Origin of the sequence: Leifsonia sp. PS1209 (genome assembly GCF_012317045.1) — a bacterium.
GTDB lineage: Bacteria > Actinomycetota > Actinomycetes > Actinomycetales > Microbacteriaceae > Leifsonia.
Genome location: NZ_CP051154.1, coordinates 2,955,000 through 2,972,679 on the forward strand (window position 1 = coordinate 2,955,000; position 17,680 = coordinate 2,972,679).

Annotated in this window: 18 protein-coding genes and 1 tRNA gene; 7 read left to right on the forward strand and 12 right to left on the reverse strand. The window is 69.3% G+C overall.

The window, feature by feature from the left end:
* Positions 1 to 49 precede the first annotated feature (49 nt).
* The 6 genes from HF024_RS14060 to pstB all read left to right on the forward strand — a co-directional run bounded on the left by HF024_RS14060 (position 50) and on the right by pstB (position 7,420).
* Entirely contained in the window at positions 50 to 2,248 is a 2,199-nt protein-coding gene (locus tag HF024_RS14060; protein ID WP_085371111.1) for an RNA degradosome polyphosphate kinase, read from the forward strand.
* Positions 2,245 to 3,180: an NUDIX domain-containing protein gene (locus tag HF024_RS14065; RefSeq protein ID WP_168689958.1), complete on the forward strand. Its 936-nt coding sequence runs from the start codon at positions 2,245 to 2,247 to the stop codon at positions 3,178 to 3,180. Before HF024_RS14060 ends, HF024_RS14065 begins: the two co-directional genes overlap by 4 nt.
* A gap of 186 nt (positions 3,181 to 3,366) precedes the next feature.
* Positions 3,367 to 4,461: a phosphate ABC transporter substrate-binding protein PstS gene (pstS, locus tag HF024_RS14070; protein ID WP_085371114.1), complete on the forward strand. Its 1,095-nt coding sequence runs from the start codon at positions 3,367 to 3,369 to the stop codon at positions 4,459 to 4,461.
* A 109-nt stretch (positions 4,462 to 4,570) separates the two neighbouring features.
* A complete protein-coding gene (gene pstC, locus HF024_RS14075; protein WP_085371115.1) occupies positions 4,571 to 5,518 on the forward strand; it encodes a phosphate ABC transporter permease subunit PstC in 948 nt (315 codons plus the stop codon).
* Positions 5,518 to 6,612: a phosphate ABC transporter permease PstA gene (pstA, locus tag HF024_RS14080; protein WP_168689959.1), complete on the forward strand. Its 1,095-nt coding sequence runs from the start codon at positions 5,518 to 5,520 to the stop codon at positions 6,610 to 6,612. Before pstC ends, pstA begins: the two co-directional genes overlap by 1 nt.
* Positions 6,613 to 6,640: 28 nt before the next feature.
* On the forward strand, positions 6,641 to 7,420 hold the full coding sequence (gene pstB, locus HF024_RS14085; RefSeq protein WP_085371117.1) for a phosphate ABC transporter ATP-binding protein PstB: 780 nt from the start codon (positions 6,641 to 6,643) through the stop codon (positions 7,418 to 7,420).
* Positions 7,421 to 7,523: 103 nt separating this feature from the next.
* Here pstB and HF024_RS14090 read toward each other — a convergent pair whose 3' ends face one another.
* The 4 genes from HF024_RS14090 to HF024_RS14105 form a co-directional block, all read right to left on the reverse strand.
* A complete protein-coding gene (locus HF024_RS14090) occupies positions 7,524 to 8,255 on the reverse strand; it encodes an anti-sigma factor (RefSeq protein WP_168689960.1) in 732 nt (243 codons plus the stop codon).
* Entirely contained in the window at positions 8,255 to 8,812 is a 558-nt protein-coding gene (gene sigK / locus HF024_RS14095; RefSeq protein WP_085371449.1) for an ECF RNA polymerase sigma factor SigK, read from the reverse strand. The genes HF024_RS14090 and sigK overlap by 1 nt, the downstream gene beginning before the upstream one ends.
* 245 nt (positions 8,813 to 9,057) lie before the next feature.
* The gene (locus HF024_RS14100) at positions 9,058 to 9,336 is read right to left on the reverse strand and encodes a hypothetical protein (protein ID WP_168689961.1); all 279 of its coding nucleotides are present in this window, start codon (positions 9,334 to 9,336) and stop codon (positions 9,058 to 9,060) included.
* 19 nt (positions 9,337 to 9,355) lie between these two features.
* Positions 9,356 to 9,985, reverse strand: coding sequence for a DNA-directed RNA polymerase subunit beta (locus HF024_RS14105; RefSeq protein ID WP_085371451.1), 630 nt, complete (start codon positions 9,983 to 9,985; stop codon positions 9,356 to 9,358).
* Between the two features lie 58 nt (positions 9,986 to 10,043).
* Between HF024_RS14105 and HF024_RS14110 the strand changes: the two genes are divergently transcribed.
* Positions 10,044 to 10,116: transfer RNA gene (locus HF024_RS14110), tRNA-Lys, on the forward strand.
* A gap of 94 nt (positions 10,117 to 10,210) precedes the next feature.
* On the opposite strand, the gene HF024_RS14115 is transcribed toward HF024_RS14110, so the two are convergent.
* The 8 genes from HF024_RS14115 to HF024_RS14150 form a co-directional block, all read right to left on the reverse strand.
* The gene (locus HF024_RS14115; RefSeq protein WP_168689962.1) at positions 10,211 to 11,854 is read right to left on the reverse strand and encodes a PQQ-binding-like beta-propeller repeat protein; all 1,644 of its coding nucleotides are present in this window, start codon (positions 11,852 to 11,854) and stop codon (positions 10,211 to 10,213) included.
* Positions 11,851 to 12,444 carry a sigma-70 family RNA polymerase sigma factor gene (locus tag HF024_RS14120; protein ID WP_168689963.1) on the reverse strand — a complete coding sequence of 198 codons (594 nt, stop codon included), beginning with the start codon at positions 12,442 to 12,444 and terminating at the stop codon, positions 11,851 to 11,853. The genes HF024_RS14115 and HF024_RS14120 overlap by 4 nt, the downstream gene beginning before the upstream one ends.
* Positions 12,445 to 12,495: 51 nt before the next feature.
* On the reverse strand, positions 12,496 to 13,764 hold the full coding sequence (locus tag HF024_RS14125) for a chloride channel protein (protein ID WP_247597123.1): 1,269 nt from the start codon (positions 13,762 to 13,764) through the stop codon (positions 12,496 to 12,498).
* A 17-nt stretch (positions 13,765 to 13,781) separates the two neighbouring features.
* Positions 13,782 to 14,501, reverse strand: a complete 720-nt coding sequence (locus HF024_RS14130) for a glycosyltransferase (protein WP_247597124.1) — start codon at positions 14,499 to 14,501, stop codon at positions 13,782 to 13,784.
* Positions 14,498 to 15,802 carry a bifunctional PIG-L family deacetylase/class I SAM-dependent methyltransferase gene (locus HF024_RS14135; protein WP_168689964.1) on the reverse strand — a complete coding sequence of 435 codons (1,305 nt, stop codon included), beginning with the start codon at positions 15,800 to 15,802 and terminating at the stop codon, positions 14,498 to 14,500. The genes HF024_RS14130 and HF024_RS14135 overlap by 4 nt, the downstream gene beginning before the upstream one ends.
* Positions 15,796 to 16,821, reverse strand: coding sequence for an acyl-CoA dehydrogenase family protein (locus HF024_RS14140; protein ID WP_247597125.1), 1,026 nt, complete (start codon positions 16,819 to 16,821; stop codon positions 15,796 to 15,798). The genes HF024_RS14135 and HF024_RS14140 overlap by 7 nt, the downstream gene beginning before the upstream one ends.
* Positions 16,818 to 17,396, reverse strand: coding sequence for a DNA starvation/stationary phase protection protein (locus HF024_RS14145; protein WP_085371052.1), 579 nt, complete (start codon positions 17,394 to 17,396; stop codon positions 16,818 to 16,820). Before HF024_RS14145 ends, HF024_RS14140 begins: the two co-directional genes overlap by 4 nt.
* 95 nt (positions 17,397 to 17,491) lie before the next feature.
* Positions 17,492 to 17,662, reverse strand: a complete 171-nt coding sequence (locus HF024_RS14150) for a DUF3263 domain-containing protein (protein WP_143466040.1) — start codon at positions 17,660 to 17,662, stop codon at positions 17,492 to 17,494.
* Positions 17,663 to 17,680: the final 18 nt, after the last annotated feature.

Below are 17,680 nucleotides of genomic sequence, written 5' to 3' on the forward strand. Positions count from 1 at the left end.
TTAACCTGGCGCGGTGCCACGGCCGGGCGCACGGTGCAATGATGTTGTGATGGACGGCGACAACATCCTTCTGGACAACGGCTTGAGCGGAAGCTTCGGCAGCGACTTCGACGACGACTTCGCGCCGTTCGTCTACGAACCGGACCCCGATCTGCCGGACGACAGGTATCTCGACAGGGAGCTGAGTTGGCTCGCGTTCAACCAGCGCGTGCTCGAACTCGCGGAAGACCCCACGCTGCCTGTGCTCGAACGGGCGAACTTCCTCGCCATCTTCGCGACCAACCTCGACGAGTTCTTCATGGTGCGCGTCGCCGGCCTCAAGCGCCGCATCGCGACCGGCCTCGCCGTCCCCACGAATGTCGGCCGCGCGCCGGTGGATGTGCTCGCCGACATCTCCGAGAAGGCGCACGAACTGCAGTCCAGGCACGCCGCCGTCTACCGCGACCAGGTGCTCCCCGCCCTCGAAGAGGCCGGCATCACGGTCGCGAAGTGGGATGAGCTCGACGAAGCGGACAGAGCGCAGATGCGGGAGATCTTCTCGCAGCAGATCTTCCCCGTGCTGATGCCGCTCGCCGTCGATCCAGCCCACCCTTTCCCGTACATCTCCGGGCTGTCGCTCAACCTCTCGATCCGGGTGCGCAACTCGCGAACGGGCAAGGAGCAGTTCGCGCGCCTCAAGGTGCCGCAGATGCTCCCCCGGTTCGTGCGCATCGACCAGCGCGAAACCGTCGACCAGATGCGCTTCATCGCGCTCGAAGACCTGATCGCCAACCACCTGGGCGATCTGTTCCCCGGCATGGAGATCCTCGACCACCACGTCTTCCGCGTCACACGCAACGAAGACGTCGAGGTCGACGAAGACGAGACGGAGAACCTCATCCAGGCGCTGGAGCGCGAGCTGCTGCGCCGCCGCTTCGGACCGCCGATCCGGCTCGAGGTCACCGAGGACATGGATCCGGTGACCCTCGGCCTGCTGGTGCGCGAGCTCGACGTGACCGAGCAGGAGGTCTACCGCCTCCCGTCGCCGCTCGACCTCGGCGGCCTGTTCGTGCTGGCGAAGATCGACCGGCCAGACCTGCACTACCCCAACCACGTGCCGACCACGGCGGCTCAGCTGATGCCGAGCGAGCCGAACGCCAAACCGGATGTGTTCGCCGCCGTCGGCCGCCAGGACATCCTGCTGCACCACCCGTACGAGTCGTTCGCGACGAGTGTGCAGGCGTTCCTCGAACAGGCGGCGGCCGACCCGCACGTGCTCGCCATCAAGCAGACGCTCTACCGCACGTCGGGAGACAGCCCGATCGTCGAGGCGCTCATCGACGCGGCGGAGTCCGGCAAACAGGTGCTCGCCCTGGTGGAGATCAAGGCGCGCTTCGACGAGCAGAACAACATCTCCTGGGCACGCAAGCTCGAGAAGGCCGGCGTGCACGTCGTCTACGGTCTCGTCGGGCTCAAGACGCACTGCAAGCTCGCGCTCGTCATCCGTGAGGAGAAGGGCGTGCTCAAGCACTACAGCCACATCGGAACAGGCAACTACAACCCCAAGACCTCGCGCATCTACGAAGACCTCGGCCTGCTCACCGCAGACGACCAGGTGGGCAAAGACCTCACCCGCCTGTTCAACGAGCTGTCCGGCTACGCGATCGAGAAGAAATTCAAGCGACTCCTCGTCGCCCCGCTGCACCTGCGCAAGGGGCTGCTGAAGCGCATCCAGATCGAGACGGCGAACGCTGCGGCCGGCAAACCGTCCGGCATCAGGATCAAGCTCAACTCCATCGTCGACGAGGCCATCATCGACGCGCTCTACCGCGCGAGCGAGGCCGGCGTGCCCGTCGACCTGTGGGTGCGCGGCATCTGCGGGCTCCGGCCCGGTCAGAAGGGGCTGTCGTCGAACATCCGGGTGCGGTCGATCCTCGGTCGCTACCTGGAGCACTCGCGCATCTTCTCGTTCGTGAACGACGGAGACCCGCAGGTCTACATCGGAAGCGCCGACATGATGCACCGCAACCTCGACCGCCGCGTCGAAGCGCTCGTGCGCCTCACCGAGCCCGCCCACCTCGCCGAACTGGATGCGCTCTTCGACCGCGCCTTCGACGAGCGCACCTCCGCGTGGGCGCTCGACGAGAACGGCACCTGGACCCGCCACCACCTCGACGACAACGGCCAGCCGCTCGACGACCTGCAGAATAAGCTCATGCAGCAGATCAGCCATCGCCCGCGCTCCACCCGCACGGGTTCGAGGCGGTGAGCGCGGCCATCTACGCCGCGGGCGCCCTCTGCTGGCGCGTCGTGGACGAGAAGATCGTGGTGCTCGTCGTCCACCGCACGAAGTACGGCGATGTCACCATCCCCAAAGGCAAGGTCGACCCGGGCGAGACGCTGCCGCAGACCGCCGTGCGCGAGATCCACGAGGAGACCGGGCTGCAGGTCGCGCTCGGCGTCCCTCTCGGCGTCTCGATGTACCCGATCTCGAGCGGGCGCGAGAAGATCGTGCACTTCTGGGCGGCCGAGGTCGGCGACAAGGCCATCGCCCAGTCGACGTTCGTCCCCAACGCGGAGATCGCCGCGATCGAGTGGGTGACGCTGAAGAAGGCGCGCGGCTACCTCACCTACGAGCGCGACGTCGAGATCCTCGACGCGTTCGAGAAGCTGGTGCGGCAGGGCGTGACCTCCACCTTCGCGCTCATCGCGCTCCGCCACGGCAAGGCTGCGCCGCGCGGAGACTGGGACGGCCCGGATGCCTCCCGCCCTCTCACCGACCGCGGGGTCAAGCAGGCCTGCTCCGACGTGCCGACCATCACGGCTTGGCGGCCCAAGCGCATCATCACGAGCGACGCCGTTCGCTGCGTCGGGACGGTCGCTCCTCTGGCGGCAGCGACCGGGGTGAAGCCGCGGCACGAGCCGGGGATCAGCCAGGATGCGTACGAGGAGGGCCGCGGCGAGGTGCGCAGCGTCATCGGCAAGCGCGTGCGCTCCAGGAAAACCGCCGTGCTCTGCAGCCACGGACCCGTGCTGCCCGAGATCATGCGCGAGATCGCCCTCGCCACCGGCACCATGCCGGGTGCCTACCTCAACGACGCCGCAGACCTCGACACCGGCGGGTTCTCGATCGTGCACCTGTCCGCGAGCAATCCGGCGTCCGGGATCATCTCGATCGAGACGTACGCGCCCGTCGCGTGAGAAGCGGGGCGCGGACAGCGCCCTGCGACGGCCAGCACCCCCGACGAGTAGCGCCCCCAAGAGCACACCCCTCGTTAACCTCCCGTTTACCGCTGCGGGGGACTCTGGACAGACACCGGGAATAGCGTCGCTGGCGGGTCGCACCGGCCCCGTCCTGTTGTTACTGATTCCCCGGAAGGGACAACTGTGAATCTCAAGCGTGTTGGCGCTCCTCTGGCCATCCTGGCCGCCGTCGCCATCTCACTGACCGCCTGCGCGTCGAACGAGGGCAGCACCCCGGCGACGACGACGGCGAAGCCGTCGAACCTCTCCGGCACCCTCAACGGCATCGGCTCGTCCGCCCAGGGCGCCGCCCAGACCGTGTGGGCAGCCGGCTTCCAGACCGCCAACCCCAAGGTCACCATCAACTACGACCCGCAGGGTTCCGGCGCGGGCCGCACCAGCTTCATCTCCGGCGCTGCAGACTTCGCCGGCTCGGACGCCGCCCTCAAGGACACCGAGCTCGCCGGCACCTTCGCCGGGTGCGCAGCGGGCTCCAAGGGCATCGACCTCCCCGTCTACATCTCCCCGATCGCCATCGCGTACAACGTCGACGGCCTCAAGGACCTGAAGCTGGACGCCGCGACCATCGCCGGCATCTTCTCCGGTGCGATCACCACCTGGGACGACGCCAAGATCAAGGCGCTGAACTCGGGCGCGACGCTCCCGTCGGCACCGATCACCGTCGTGCACCGCTCCGACGACTCGGGCACCACCCAGAACTTCACCGACTACCTCGCGGCGAACGCTCCCGAGGTGTGGACGAAGCCGGCAGCGCAGACCTTCCCGTTCCAGGTGGGCGACGCGGCCAAGGGCACCTCCGGTGTCGCTGACGCCACGAAGAACGCGAAGAACTCGATCACCTACATCGACGAGTCCGGTTCGGCCGGCCTCAGCATCGCGCAGCTCAAGGTGGGCGACAACTTCGAGAAGATCAGCGCGGACGGCGCGGCAGCAGTCGTCGCCGCCTCCCCGATCGCCTCGGGCCGCGAGACCAACGACCTGGCCATCCAGATCGACCGCAAGGACACCACCAAGGGCGCATGGCCGCTGGTGCTCGTCTCCTACGTGATCGCCTGCCAGGAGTACAAGGACTCCGCCAAGGCCGACCTCGTGAAGGGCTACGTCGACTACATCGTCAGCAGCGACGCTCAGAAGGCCGCCGCTGAGCAGGCCGGCTCCGCCCCGCTGTCGTCCGACCTCGCCTCCAAGGTGAGCAAGGCCGTCGCCACCATCAAGTAATGACAGTGCCACTCGGCCTGGGCGTCGCGCCCAGGCCGAGTGGCGCATCCTCACCACCCGAAAGTGAGAGCCAGATGACAAGCTGGGCCGTGACGAAAGAATGGCAGGAATGACCGCCGGAACCGTAGGCGCCATCAGGCCGAAGGCGAAGACCCGCCTCGGCGACCGCGTTTTCTCCACCAGCACCATCGTCGCCGGCTCGCTCATCCTCGCGGTGCTCGCGGCTGTCGCTCTCTTCTTGATCGTGCAGAGCATCCCCGCCCTGTTCGCGAAGACCGGCGAGCTGCCCAACAACGCCACCAACTTCTGGTCGTGGGTGTGGCCGCTCGTCTTCGGCACCATCTGGGCCGCGATCATCGCGCTGCTCATCGCCACGCCGCTCTCGATCGGCATCGCGCTCTTCATCTCGCACTACGCGCCCCGCCGTGTCGCGCAGACGCTCGGATACATCATCGACCTGCTCGCTGCCGTCCCCTCCGTGGTCTTCGGCCTCTGGGGCATCGCGACGCTCGCGCCGTTCGTCCAGCCGTTCTACCTCTGGCTCGGCGACAACCTGGGCTGGTTCCCGCTCTTCGCCCCGCCCGTCTCCGGCACCGGCCGCACCATCCTCACCGCGGCGATCGTCCTCGCCGTCATGGTCATCCCGATCATGACCGCGATCTGCCGCGAGATCTTCCTGCAGACCCCTCGCCTGCACGAGGAGGCGGCGCTCGCGCTCGGCGCGACCCGCTGGGAGATGGTCAAGATGGCCGTGCTCCCGTTCGCCCGCTCCGGCATCATCTCGGCGATCATGCTCGGCCTCGGCCGCGCCCTCGGCGAGACGCTCGCCATCGCGATGGTGCTGTCCCCCGCCCTCATCGTGAAGTTCGCGGTGCTGCAGGCGCAGAGTCCGAACACGATCGCCGCCAACATCGCCCTGCAGTTCCCCGAGGCGACCGGGCTCTCGACCAACGCACTGATCGCATCCGGTCTGGTGCTGTTCGTCGTCACCCTCCTGATCAACATGCTCGCCCGCTACATCGTCAGCCGCCGCAAGGCCTTCTCTGGAGCGAACTGATGACCGCCACCACCTCCGCTCCACTCACCAGGCCGATGGCCAACTCGCTCACCGCCGGCAAGCTGCCGCGCGGCTCGGCATGGATGATGCTCGTCGGCTCGTGGGTCGTCTTCATCGCGATCTTCGCGATCCTCGCCGCGAGCGGCGCGACCAAGGGCTTCAACATCGTCGGCGCGATCTTCTTCGGAACCGTGCTGTTCGACGTCGTGATCTACACGACATCACTGCTGGTCGAAGGAGTCCGCAAGGCGACCGACCGGCTCATCACGTCGCTCGTCGCCACCGCGTTCATCATCGCGCTGCTCCCCCTCATCTCGCTGATGTGGACCGTGATCAGCTCCGGCCTCGCACGGTTCGACATCCAGTTCTTCTCCGAGTCGATGCGCAACGTGATCGGCGTGGGCGGCGGTGCGCTGCACGCCATCGTCGGCACGCTGCTCGTCACGCTGATGGCCGCGGTCATCTCGGTGCCGATCGGACTCCTCACCTCCATCTACCTCGTCGAATATGGCCGCGGGATGCTCGCCCGCGGCATCACCTTCTTCGTCGACGTGATGACGGGCATCCCGTCGATCGTCGCCGGTCTGTTCGCGTACGCGCTGTTCGCCCTCTTCTTCGGGCCGGGGGTGCGCAGCGGCTTCATGGGATCCATCGCACTGTCGGTGCTGATGATCCCGGTGGTCGTGCGGTCGAGCGAGGAGATCCTGCGCCTGGTCCCCAACGAGCTGCGCGAGGCGTCGTACGCGCTCGGCGTGCCGAAGTGGCTGACCGTCCTCAAGATCGTGCTCCCCACCTCGCTCGCCGGCCTCTCCACGGGCATCATGCTCGCCATCGCCCGCGTCATCGGCGAGACGGCTCCGCTGCTCATCGTCGCCGGCTTCACCACGAGCATGAACTACGACCTCTTCTCCGACAGGATGATGACGCTCCCTGTCTTCGTGTACACGCAGTACACGCAGGCGGCCGGGCTGCACGCCGACGCCTCCGTCGATCGGGCGTGGGCCGGCGCCCTCACCCTGATCATCATCGTGATGCTGCTCAACCTGATCGGCCGCATCATCGCCAAAGTCTTCGCCCCCAAGTACGGTCGCTGACCGCGTCCACCCGAACCCAAGGAAACCTGTGTCCAAGCGCATCGAAGTCAACGACCTCAACGTCTTCTACGGCAACTTCAAGGCGGTCGAGGGTGTCTCGCTCACCATCGAGCCCCGCACCGTCACCGCATTCATCGGCCCGTCCGGCTGCGGCAAGTCCACGTTCCTCCGCACCCTCAACCGGATGCACGAGGTGATCCCCGGCGCGTACGTCGAGGGCGAGGTGGCCATCGACGGCAACAACCTCTACGGTCCCGGCGTCGACCCCGTGCTGGTGCGCCGCCAGGTCGGCATGGTGTTCCAGCGGCCGAACCCGTTCCCGACCATGTCGATCCGCGAGAACGTGCTGGCCGGCGTGAAGCTCAACAACCGCCGGATGGCGAAGCCGGAGGCCGACGAACTGGTCGAGAGCTCGCTGCGCGGAGCGAACCTCTGGAACGAGGTCAAGGACCGTCTCAACCTGCCGGGCTCCGGCCTCTCCGGCGGCCAGCAGCAGCGTCTCTGCATCGCCCGCGCCATCGCGGTCTCCCCCGACGTGCTGCTGATGGACGAGCCGTGCTCCGCGCTCGACCCGATCTCGACCCTCGCCATCGAGGACCTGATCGAGGAGCTGAAGAACGACTACACGATCGTGATCGTGACCCACAACATGCAGCAGGCGTCGCGCGTCTCCGACCGCACCGCGTTCTTCAACATCGCGGGCACCGGCAAGCCGGGCAAGCTGATCGAGTACAACGACACCAACATGATCTTCTCGAACCCGAGCGTGCAGGCGACAGAGGACTACGTCTCCGGCCGCTTCGGCTGATCCGGCTGGATCGGTGCATCGCCCAGGCTGCGACGCATTCGACTCCGACGTTATTCACGGTGCCACCCGGCGTGGCGCGTGAACAGCTTCGGAGTCGATCGCGTTAAGAGCTGATGGCGACGATGGGGCTCGTGGTCGGCTGGTCGGAACCGCCGCGCGGCTCGACCGTGACGCCGACGGTGTCCCCCGCCTGCATCGTGCCGGTGAGCACGCGCCAGGTGGAGCCGGTGTCCGCGGGCTTCATGGTGCCGGCCGGGGTGGCCTCACCGCCGCGGATGTACCAGAGTTCGTACGTCTTGTCGCTGGGAAGGGCGGGAAGGTCGTTCGCGACCAGCGCCGACTTGCCGAGCTTGCCCGACCAGACGAGGGTGGCCGTTCCTCCGCCGGACACGTCCGCCGTGGCCCGCTGCGCATCCGGGGCCGCGTTGATCTGGGCGAGCGCTGACGCCTGCTGCTGCTGGAACGAGTTGTTGCCGGCCAGCGAGCTGCCGAGGAAGGTGCCGCCGAGGAAGAGCACGACGGCGGCCGCCGCGGCCGCCGCGATGGTGATCGGGCGGGTGAACCAGCGGGAGCGGGCCTTGGTCTCTGCGGGGGTGAGTGGTGCCTGCACATCCACCGGATGCGCATCCACTGCCTGCGCATCCACCGGGGGAAGCTGTGGGGTGCTCGCGAGCTTGGCGAAGAGGTCGGCCTTCAGCGAGGCTGGAGGGGTGACGGGGTCGGCGGCGAGGCCGAGCTCGGCCGCCACCTCTTCGAACTGGCGGGCCTCCTCCGGCGTCTCCGCGCCCAGGTCGTAGCCGAGGCGCGACGGAGAGCGACGTTCCTCGTCGGTCATCAGGTCACCCCCAGTTCGTTTCGTAGCCGTATCATCGCATCGCGCAGCCGAGTTTTCGCTGTGCCGAGCGGGATGCCGAGCTCGGCCGCGATCTCGCTCTGGCTGAGGCCGCCGTAGTACGCCAACCGCACAGCTTCGCGTTGGGTATCGGACAGCGCAGCCATCGCAACCTCCACCCTCTCGTGCTCCACGCGAACCTCCACGGTCTCGGCCACCTGGTCGTACGCGGTCGGCAGGTCGCGTATGCCCACAGCCACATCCCGGTCCCGCGACGCCTGCGCGGCACGGACCCGGTCGATGGCGCGCCGGTGGGCCATCGTCATGATCCACGTCAACGCTCGACCCTTATTCGGATCGAACCGCGAAGCGGATTGCCAAACCTCGAGGAAAACCTCCTGGGTGACCTCCTCCGACTGGGAAGGGTCGACGAGCACGCGCCTCACCAGGCCGAGCACCCGGGATGCGGTGTGGTCGTAGAGCACGGAGAACGCGCTCTGATCACCGGCCGCGGTGCGGGAGAGGAGGTCGTCGAAGGAGACGGGCACCTCATCGTCCACGGCGTCTCCTGTCTCTCGGCGCACTGACAAGCATCGCAGGTCGGACCGCGATCCGGACCGAACGCTCCGCAGGGCGCGAAAAACCGGGCCGCAGAACGCCTCTCGGCGCGAGGCCGCTCGGAGCGGCTAATTTTGGAGCCCGGGGTTACTGCGGCCCGGCTGAACGAGTTTACCCGAGCCGCGGTGCCGATGCTGCGGCGTGGCGTTCGCGGGCCGAGAACGCCGGATGCGCCGCCGCCGGTTGACTAATCGCGGCCGCCGCGCCTGCGGCGCAGGTGGTAGACGATGCTGGCGACGCCGAGGGCGAACCCGATGACCCCGAGGACGATGCCACCCCAGGTCAGCAGAGGGTTCGCATCCGGGAGGTCGGTGCGCAGCAGCCGGGCGAAGGAGAGGGCGAAGGCGGCGGCGAAGAACACCGTGAGCGCGATCGCCGCCGGGAGGACGCGGCCGACGACCCACCACGGCTGCTTGGGGGTGGTGTTGTTCGTGGTGCTTTTGTCGCTGTTCTTGCTGTCGTCCATGCGCTGAGAGTACCGCCGTCTACTCGAGCGACTCGTGCCGCCACAGCTTGGCGCAGGAGGTGAGCTCCTCCGCCGTGCGCGAGAACCGCAGCGCGCGCGTCGTCAGCTCGCTGGACCGCTCCGGCGCCGTGTTCTCCTGATCGTCGGCGACAGACACGCATCCGGCAGCCGTGACCCGGCAGAACGCGGCGGCCCGATCGAGGGCGACGGCGAAATCCCCCTCGAACAACCCGCGCAGGATGCGATCGGCCAGCTCGGTGACCTCGGCGGGCCCGGCCGGCGACGACGCGCCGGCGACGACAGGATCGATGGACGGGACCACCTCAGTCCCGCGCTGATACAGCAGGGCGGTGCCCGCCGCATCCTGCCGGATCAGCAACCGAAGAAGATAGATGCGCCACAACGCGCCCGGCAGACTCTTGGCGCTCGACCGCGACCACAACTCGGCGACAGCGTCGATGCCGTGCTCATCGGTGAATGCCACCAGCCGGTCCACGACCTCTGGATCGGGGTTCGAACGCACCCTGGCGAGCAGGGCATTGGCGGTCTCGTGCGCGACCCTGCTGATCTGCGCCGGGTCCTCCCCACCCATGAACGCCTCGAACATCCCGCTCGGAAACGTGGTCGGCTTGTGGAAATGGTCGCTCATGCACACCATTCTCCGCCCGGCACGAGCGGTCGGGAAACCACGCTAGATTAGAAGGGTAGGGCCTGTAGCTCAGTTGGCAGAGCATCGGACTTTTAATCCGCGGGTCGTGGGTTCGAGCCCCACCGGGCCCACCGTTACTTTCTCACTGCCGCCGCCCGATTCCCGATGGGTCGGGCGCTTCACTGTGAGGCGGGCGCTGCTGGGCCGATCATCGGCGAACCGCCGTCACCCGACCGACTCCACGTGGTGCCCCACCTGGCGCACCAGGATGCCTCCGGCGAAGAACCAGTTCTCGCCCTGGGCCGTCGGGGTCGTCCAAAGTTCTTCGCCCGTTCGGCGGTCGTATGCGCCCCCGGTGCCCGGAGCGATGACGGTGGCGCTGTTCAGGTACGTGACCTCTGGGCCGTAGAGCGGCCAGTGGGCCGAGTCCTTGTCTGCGACGGGGGTCGGGGATCCCGTGTCGCGGTCGATGGAGCAGGTGTCGTTCGCTCCGCTGATCACGATCAGGGAGTTGCGCTCCTGGTCGGCGACGACGTCGCGGCTTCCGTTGCTCCAGAACCACTGGCTGATGCCGCAGTGAGCGATGTCGGCCGTCAGTTCGACCGCGCCGGTTCTGCTGTCGATGCGGGTGAGGGTCGACGGGGTGGTGAGGACCAGATCGCCAGAAGGGGCTCCTGCGTCGATGCCGTCTAACCAGCCCGGGCGGCTGGCCGTGGTCCTCGCCTCCGAGATCGAGGCGCCCCGCGGGAACGGCATCGTCCAGAGCGTGTCGCCCGTGGTCTGGTCGAGGCCGGCGATGGTCGTCGGTATGCCGTCGACCTGGTCGCGGTATTCGACGATCACGTCGCCCATCGGGAGGTGGGCGGCGCTGGCGGCCTGATGGCCGAGCGCACCCGTGCCGATGTCGAGCAGTGCCGACTGCCAGCCGTTCACCTGCCCGGTGGCCAGGTACTCGAGCGGCACCAGGCCGGAAGCCGCGAAGTTCGGGACGTGGAGGGACGCCTTCGTGGCCTGCAGCGGTGTCGACCACCGTGGATGCGTGAGGTCCCGCGGGTCCACGCGCTCGATCGTGTAGCTCGTCGCCTCACCGGACGCATCCGGGGTCGGCTTCGTCCAGATCATGTCGCCGCTGTCGTCCCCGACCGGAGTCAGCTGCCAGTTCGGATACGAGCCGAAATCGGTCGGGAGCGTCGCCACGGTCTCACCGGTCGCCAGATCGATGATGTCGCGGGGACCGCCGCCCCCGCTCTCGTCGGTGAACAGCGCCCTGTTGGAGGTGCCGAGGATGGAGAGGAAGGTCCCAATGCCCTCGTTTCCTTCCCAGTTCCACTCCCTCGTCCAGCGCACGGAACCGTCGACGGTGTCGACCATCGCGAGTGCAGCGTTGCCGTGCTCGAGCTCGCAGCCGGCCTTCGCATCCGTGGCGTGGTTCGCATCCACGACGAAGAGGGCGAGACCGTCGGCGATGTCGTAGACGTAGGTGTACTGGCAGGTGCTGGTGTCACCGGGCAGGTCGATGCTCCACGACGGGCGGGCGGGCAGGGTGCGCACATCCGTCGGCTGGATGGGGGTCGACTGCACGTGGATCGCCCTCGGGCCCTTCGTGGGCGTCGGGGTCGGCGTTGGCGTCGGGGTCGGCGTCCCCGTCACGCTCGGCACGGGCGGAGGTGGCGGCGGGGAGTCGAACCGGATCACGCCGGTCAGAGCCAGCGCGGCCGTGCCTCCTGCGAGGACGACGGCGGCAGACGCGAGGACCGAGGTGACCAGGATCTGGAAGCGGCGGCGGCGACGGGGCTCCGCATCGACCGTGTCGATCAGCAGCCTCCGGATGGCGTCGCTGCGTTCCTGGGTGAACTCTGTGGCGCTCATCGGGCACCTCCTTCGAACAGGGGTCGATCGTCGGCGAGAGGGGATGCGAGCTCTGCGAGGCGCCTTCGTGCCCTGGACAGCCGTGACTTCACGGTTCCGTCCGGCACGCCGAGCGCTTGCGCGGCCTGTGAGGTGGTCAGTTCTTCCAGGACGCAGAGCGTGATCACGTCCTGGTCCTGCCTGCTGAGCTTGGCGAAGGCGTCCCGCACCTTCCTGTCGCGCTCGAAGCCGTCGAGCGCGTCAAGCACGTGGGCGGCGTGGTCGTCCTGCGGACGCGGAGCGGGGAGCTTGCCGAGCGCGGACCGGTAACGGCGCAGGCTGCGGGTGTGGTTGCGGACCGTGTACGTGGTGGTCACCAGCAGCCAGCCGATGATCGACCCGTCGACGACGCGCACCGCATCCCGTTTGCGCCAGGCCTCGAGGAAGACCACCGCTGTCACGTCCTCGGCGTCGTGCCGCTGCCCGAGGAGTCTCAGGGCGTGGCCGAAGACGCGGTCGCGGTGCCGGTCGAACAACGCCGCGAACGCGGCACTGTCCCCTCCGCGCGCTGCCGACCAGGACGCCGCCTCGTCGAAATCATCCGTGCTCATACCCACTACTGTCCGGTCGCTCCCGAACGGTTCCATCCCGTTCTCACCGCGTCACGCCACCCCGGTGACGCGGCCCCGCTCGAACAGATAGCCGACCGCCACCGCACCGGCCACGCAGAGCATGACGGGGGCGAACATGTCCGGGCCCTGGGCGGTGAACTCCATCACCAGGAGCAGGGCGGTGAGCGGGGCACGCATAGTCACCGCGAGGAAGGCGGCGGCTCCGACCAGGGCGAACACAGCGATGGGGGCACCGCCGGGCCAGACGAGATTCCAGGCGGCGCCGATGGTGAGGCCGAGACCCGCCCCGACCGCCAGAGACGGGGTGAGCGTGCCACCCGCAGCTCCGGCGCCGATGGTGCCCGCCGTCGCGAACACCTTCAGCAGCGTGATCGCCAGGATCAGCAGCACGGGGAGGGAGGCGGTCATCGCCAGCTGGCCGAGCGAGCGGCCGTTCCCGAGGATCGCGGGGAACCAGAGCGAGACGACGCCGACCGCCGTGAACACGAGCGGCATCACGATCAGGATGCCCCAGGATTTCGGGCGGATGGCCCGCGCGTACTGCATCAGGCGCACGAAGCCGATCGCCGCGAGGCCGATCACCGGACCGGCGAGCACCGCCCAGACCACCACCGACGGGGAGAGCGGGAACTGCTCGATCGGGTAGAGCGGGTTGGCGGGGACGACGAGGCGGGCGACCAGCGTCGCGATGGCCGACGACGCCAGGGCGGGCAACACGGTCGCGAAACTGATCTCCGCCAGCAGGATCTCCACGGCGAACACCGCGCCGCCGAACGGCACGTTGTAGACGGCGGCCAAGCCCGCACCCGCTCCGCAGGCGACCAGGATGCGGCGCTCCCGAGCGCTCACCCCAGCCCTCTCGCTCAGCCAGTCGGCGGCCAGCGCTCCCAGCTCGCGCGGGGCGACCTCACGGCCGATGGATGCGCCGAGGCCCACGATCACGACCTGCAGGCCGGCGTTCGCGATGGTGACGAACCACGGCATCCTGCGCCCGCCGACCGCGGACTCCACCGAGACGATCGCGTGCCTCGGCTGGAGGCGTCCCCAGCGGCGGAGCGCCCACCAGCCGACGCCGCCGAACACACCGGCCACGGCGAGCGCCACCACCCGGTTGACCGGCGGCGCCTGCAGCAGGCCGTCGATGAACGTGCCCTCCGAGTACCCGAAGGCGAGGTGCTGGATCGCGTGCAGCGCGAGGTAGACGAGCCCGCCGCCGATCCCGGCTCCAATGCCGACCAGAGCGGTCACGACCACCAGGCGGATGATCCACTTCGGGGTGCTGGGCAGGGCGATGCGCACGCTCCAACGCTACTGGGTCAGCCCGCCTCGTCGATCAGCCCGCGCAGATATCCGGCGTACCCGCCGTCGACCCTGCCGGTGAGCCTGGCCGAGGTGGTGACCGGATGCAGTTCCGTCTCCGCGATGCGCGCATCCCGTGCCCGGAGGCGTTCGACCAGGGCGACGTCCTCGTCGAGGGCGACGGGGGCGAAGCCGCCGACCGCGAGGTACACGTCTGCCCGCACGCCGAGGTTCGCGCCGTGCACGTGGCCGAGCGTGGCACCGGGATGGTGCCTCGACAGCCAGGCGTGACGGCGGAGCGGGTCGAGGTCGTCGAGCGGGGGAACGACAGCCCCGACGAACGCGTCGGCGCCCGCCAGCGCGCAGTCGAGGTGCTGGGCCAGCCACTCCTCGGGTACCGAGCCGTCGGCGTCCGTCGTCGCGATCCAAACGGCCGCGGGGTCGGCGCCCGCCTCTTCGAGGCCGATGGCCGCACCGAGCGCCCGGCTGCGGCCGACGCTCCCGGCGTTCGTCTCGGCCACGATCACCGACGGGAACCCCGCCGCGATCCCGGCCGACCCGTCTGTGCAGGAGTCGAGGACGAGCACGATGACGGGGGCGCGCATCCCGTGCCGTTCGAGAGCGCGGCCCGACCGGATGATCGAGTCGAGGCAGGTCGCCAGCGTCTCCGCCTCGTCTCTGGCAGGGACGACGACGACCACGCGCTCAATGGGGGCGCGCTCGATGGCGGCGGTCACGAGAACACCTCCAGCAGGAATGACGCATCCCGGTGCACGACGGTCGCGCTGAGCCCGGACGCTGCCCGGAACGTCGCGTGCGCCTGCTCACCGCTCTGCGCGAAGTCGTCGGCCGAGCCGAGCCAGTGGCAGAGCAGCACCTCGCCGCCCGGCGCCAGCGAGCCGACGATCCTGGCGGTCAGTGCACGCCACTCGTCGTCGGCGAGGTAGTAGGCGAGCTCGGAGACGACCACGAGGTCGAAGGCGCCGTCCGGCCACTGGCCGGGCACGCGCATCCGGGCGACGGTGACGCCCGCGCGTCCGGCCAGGCGGCTGCGGGCCGTCTCGACCGCCGCAGCGGAACCGTCGACGGCGAGCACCGTGTCCGCGCGGCCGGCCAGCTCGCCGGTCAGGGCGCCGACCGAGGCGCCGAGCTCCAGGATGCTCCCGTACCGCTCCCGCGGAAGGCTCGCGACGGTCACCGCCCTCTTCCTCCGCTCGTACCAGCGGGAGCGCACGGACCACGGGTCGTCGCTCTCGCGGTGCAGCGCCTCGAAATGTGCGGCCAGGTCGTCGGAGCCGTGGCGCTCGGGCCGGAGGAGGATCTCGCGGCCCTCTTTGGCGCGGGCGAGGAATTCGGCCGTGAGCACGCCGTCCTCGTTCTCGGGTGTGTGGTGCTGGGAGGCGAAGGCGTCGAGCGCGGTCGACTTGCGCGCGCGGCTGCGGTCGTCGAGCGGGAGGCCCACGACGCGATCCCACGGCATGTCTGCCGGTTCTCCCCACTGCCAGAGCCAGACCGGGTAGAAGAAGACGATGTCTCCGGTCTGCGCCGCTGCTTCGCCCAGCTCCCTGCCGAGCGTGCGGTGGTCGCCGTGGCGGTCGCCCGGCCACGGCGCCAGAAGCCAGCGACGGCCGGTGGATGCGGCGGGCGCGCTGATCGCGCGCTCGACCTCCGCGCGCAGCCGGTCTGCGTGGTGCTTGAGCGCGCCGTCCGGCAGGCCGAGGAACTGCGGGCGCGCATCCACTCCCAGGCGGTCGAGGGCGGCGCGGAGTTCGTCAGCCCTGTGGTCGTCCTGGCCGGACTCGTCGTTTCCGGGCGCACCGGTCGCGACGATCACCCGCACCGGGATCCCCCTCTCTGCGGCGAGCGCCAGCAGCCCGCCGACGGCGATCGTCTCGTCGTCGGGATGCGCGGAGAACACGACCAGCTCGTCCAGCGCGTCGAGGGCCTGCGCATCCATCGTCTCGACCTCCGACCACTCCGGGCGCGCCTCCCACTCGGCGGCGGACGTCACGGTGCGGAGGGCGTCGAACGCTACCATCGCGGGCCGCCGTCCGGCAGGTGTGCGGCCAGGGAGACGTCGTCCGGACCGCGATGGTACTGGGACACGTACAGGTCGAGGTCGGCGTAGCGGCGGGCCAGTGACTCGTCGAAGGCGAGCGCGGCCGGGCCGAGCACGTCCCGCACGGCGGCGAGGGTCTCGACGACGGCATCGGCGACCGTGCCCCGCACGGCGTGGGCGATGGCGGCCGCATCGTCGTTGCTGGGTTCTTGGCTGTCGATGACGGCCGCGGCGGACGCGAGGTGCGCGCGGGCGGCGTCGAGCTTGCGGTACACCCGGCCGGCGCGGGATGCAGCCAGCTGGTTCGCGCCGGCACGCTTCGCCTTCGCGATCAGCGCGTCCGCGAACGGCAGGCAGCCGCCCCACCAGGCGGCGGCGACGCCGACAGCACCCCAGCGGAATCCTGGGCGGTCGAGATACCAGCCAGGGCCGCCGACGGGACGGGCGGTGGCGCCGTCGAAGCGCAGCGGACCGCTCTGCACCTCGGCGAGGCCGCGGGCGACCCACGCGGTGTCCTCCGCCGTCACGCCCGGCTGACGGAGCGAGACCAGGAACATGCGCCGGTCGCCGCCCTCCGTGGTGGCTGTCACCAGCGCATCCGTCAGCCGGGCGCCCAGCGAGCACCAGGGCTTCACGCCGTCGAGCACCCAGGCGTCGGCGTCACCGGCAGCGCCCGCGGCAGGAGCCGCGCGCAGCACGGCGCCGGGCGCCTCCGCCGCGAACACCCCGAACGTCGAGCCCGGCCGTGGGGGCTCCACACCGGCCTCGTGCAGGATCGCGAGAGCATCCAGGTGTGGTTCGAGCACGCGGGCGGCGGTCACGTCCTCCGTGGCGACGCGCTGCAGGAACGCGAACCGCTCGGCCGTCCTGCCCTCGCCGGGGAACGGCGCGAGTTCATCAGCAGCTCCCCCAGCACCCTCCAGCGCAGCGAGCAACGGCCCCACCCTGCCCGAGCAGGATGCGGCCGCGTCGAGGTAGCTCTGTTGCGCGGGCCTCACCGCGTGGCGGGGGTGCGGTTCTCCGCGCTCACCATCCACGCGTACTGCTCCAGTGCCGCGATGATCGCGTGCAGCAGGTCGGCCGAGGTCGGGTCGGCCTCGTCCACCTCGTCGTGCACCTCGCGCATCGTCGCGACGGTGGCTTCGAGCCGCTCGGTGATCAGGTCGACGGTCTCCGCCGTGTCGACCTCCCCGTTCGGGAACTCGGGCAGGCTGGTCGTCTTGGCGACGATGGCGCTGCGGCCGTCCGGGGTGGCGTGCAGAGCGCGCAGGCGTTCGGCGACCTCGTCGCTGAACTCGCGAGCCGCCTCGATGATCTCGTCGAGCTGCAGGTGCAGGTCGCGGAAGTTCTTGCCGACGACGTTCCAGTGCGCCTGCTTGCCCTGCAGGTGCAGCTCGATCAGGTCGACGTGCACGCGCTGAAGGTCGGCGACGAGCTCGGGCGACGCAACGAACCCCTTCTCCGCGTGCTCCCGCCGAGTGGTGTGTGCACCGGCGGAGGCGCTGCCCGGCGCCCGCGATCCTGCGGTCCTGGTGGTGGTCTTCGCGCTGGTCGTGGTCGTGGTCTTGGCCATGAGCATCCCATCTCTCGTGTCGATTGGCTGGAACACGAACGGTAGGCGCATCGACGACATCCGTGAACCGCCTTGACGGAACGTGGATGCTCTGCTCAGGCGGCATCCCGATGGGCGTCGCGCAGCAGCTCGGCCACGAGCGCGCGGTACTGCGCGGGGTCGATGCCGAAGGTACGGCGGATCGCCTCGTCTTTCGCCGAGCGATCCGCCGTCTCCGGATGCTCGGCTTCGAACAGGAGCAGGAGTCTCTCGCGCGGCGTCGGCATGTCCCCAGTGTGCAGGGG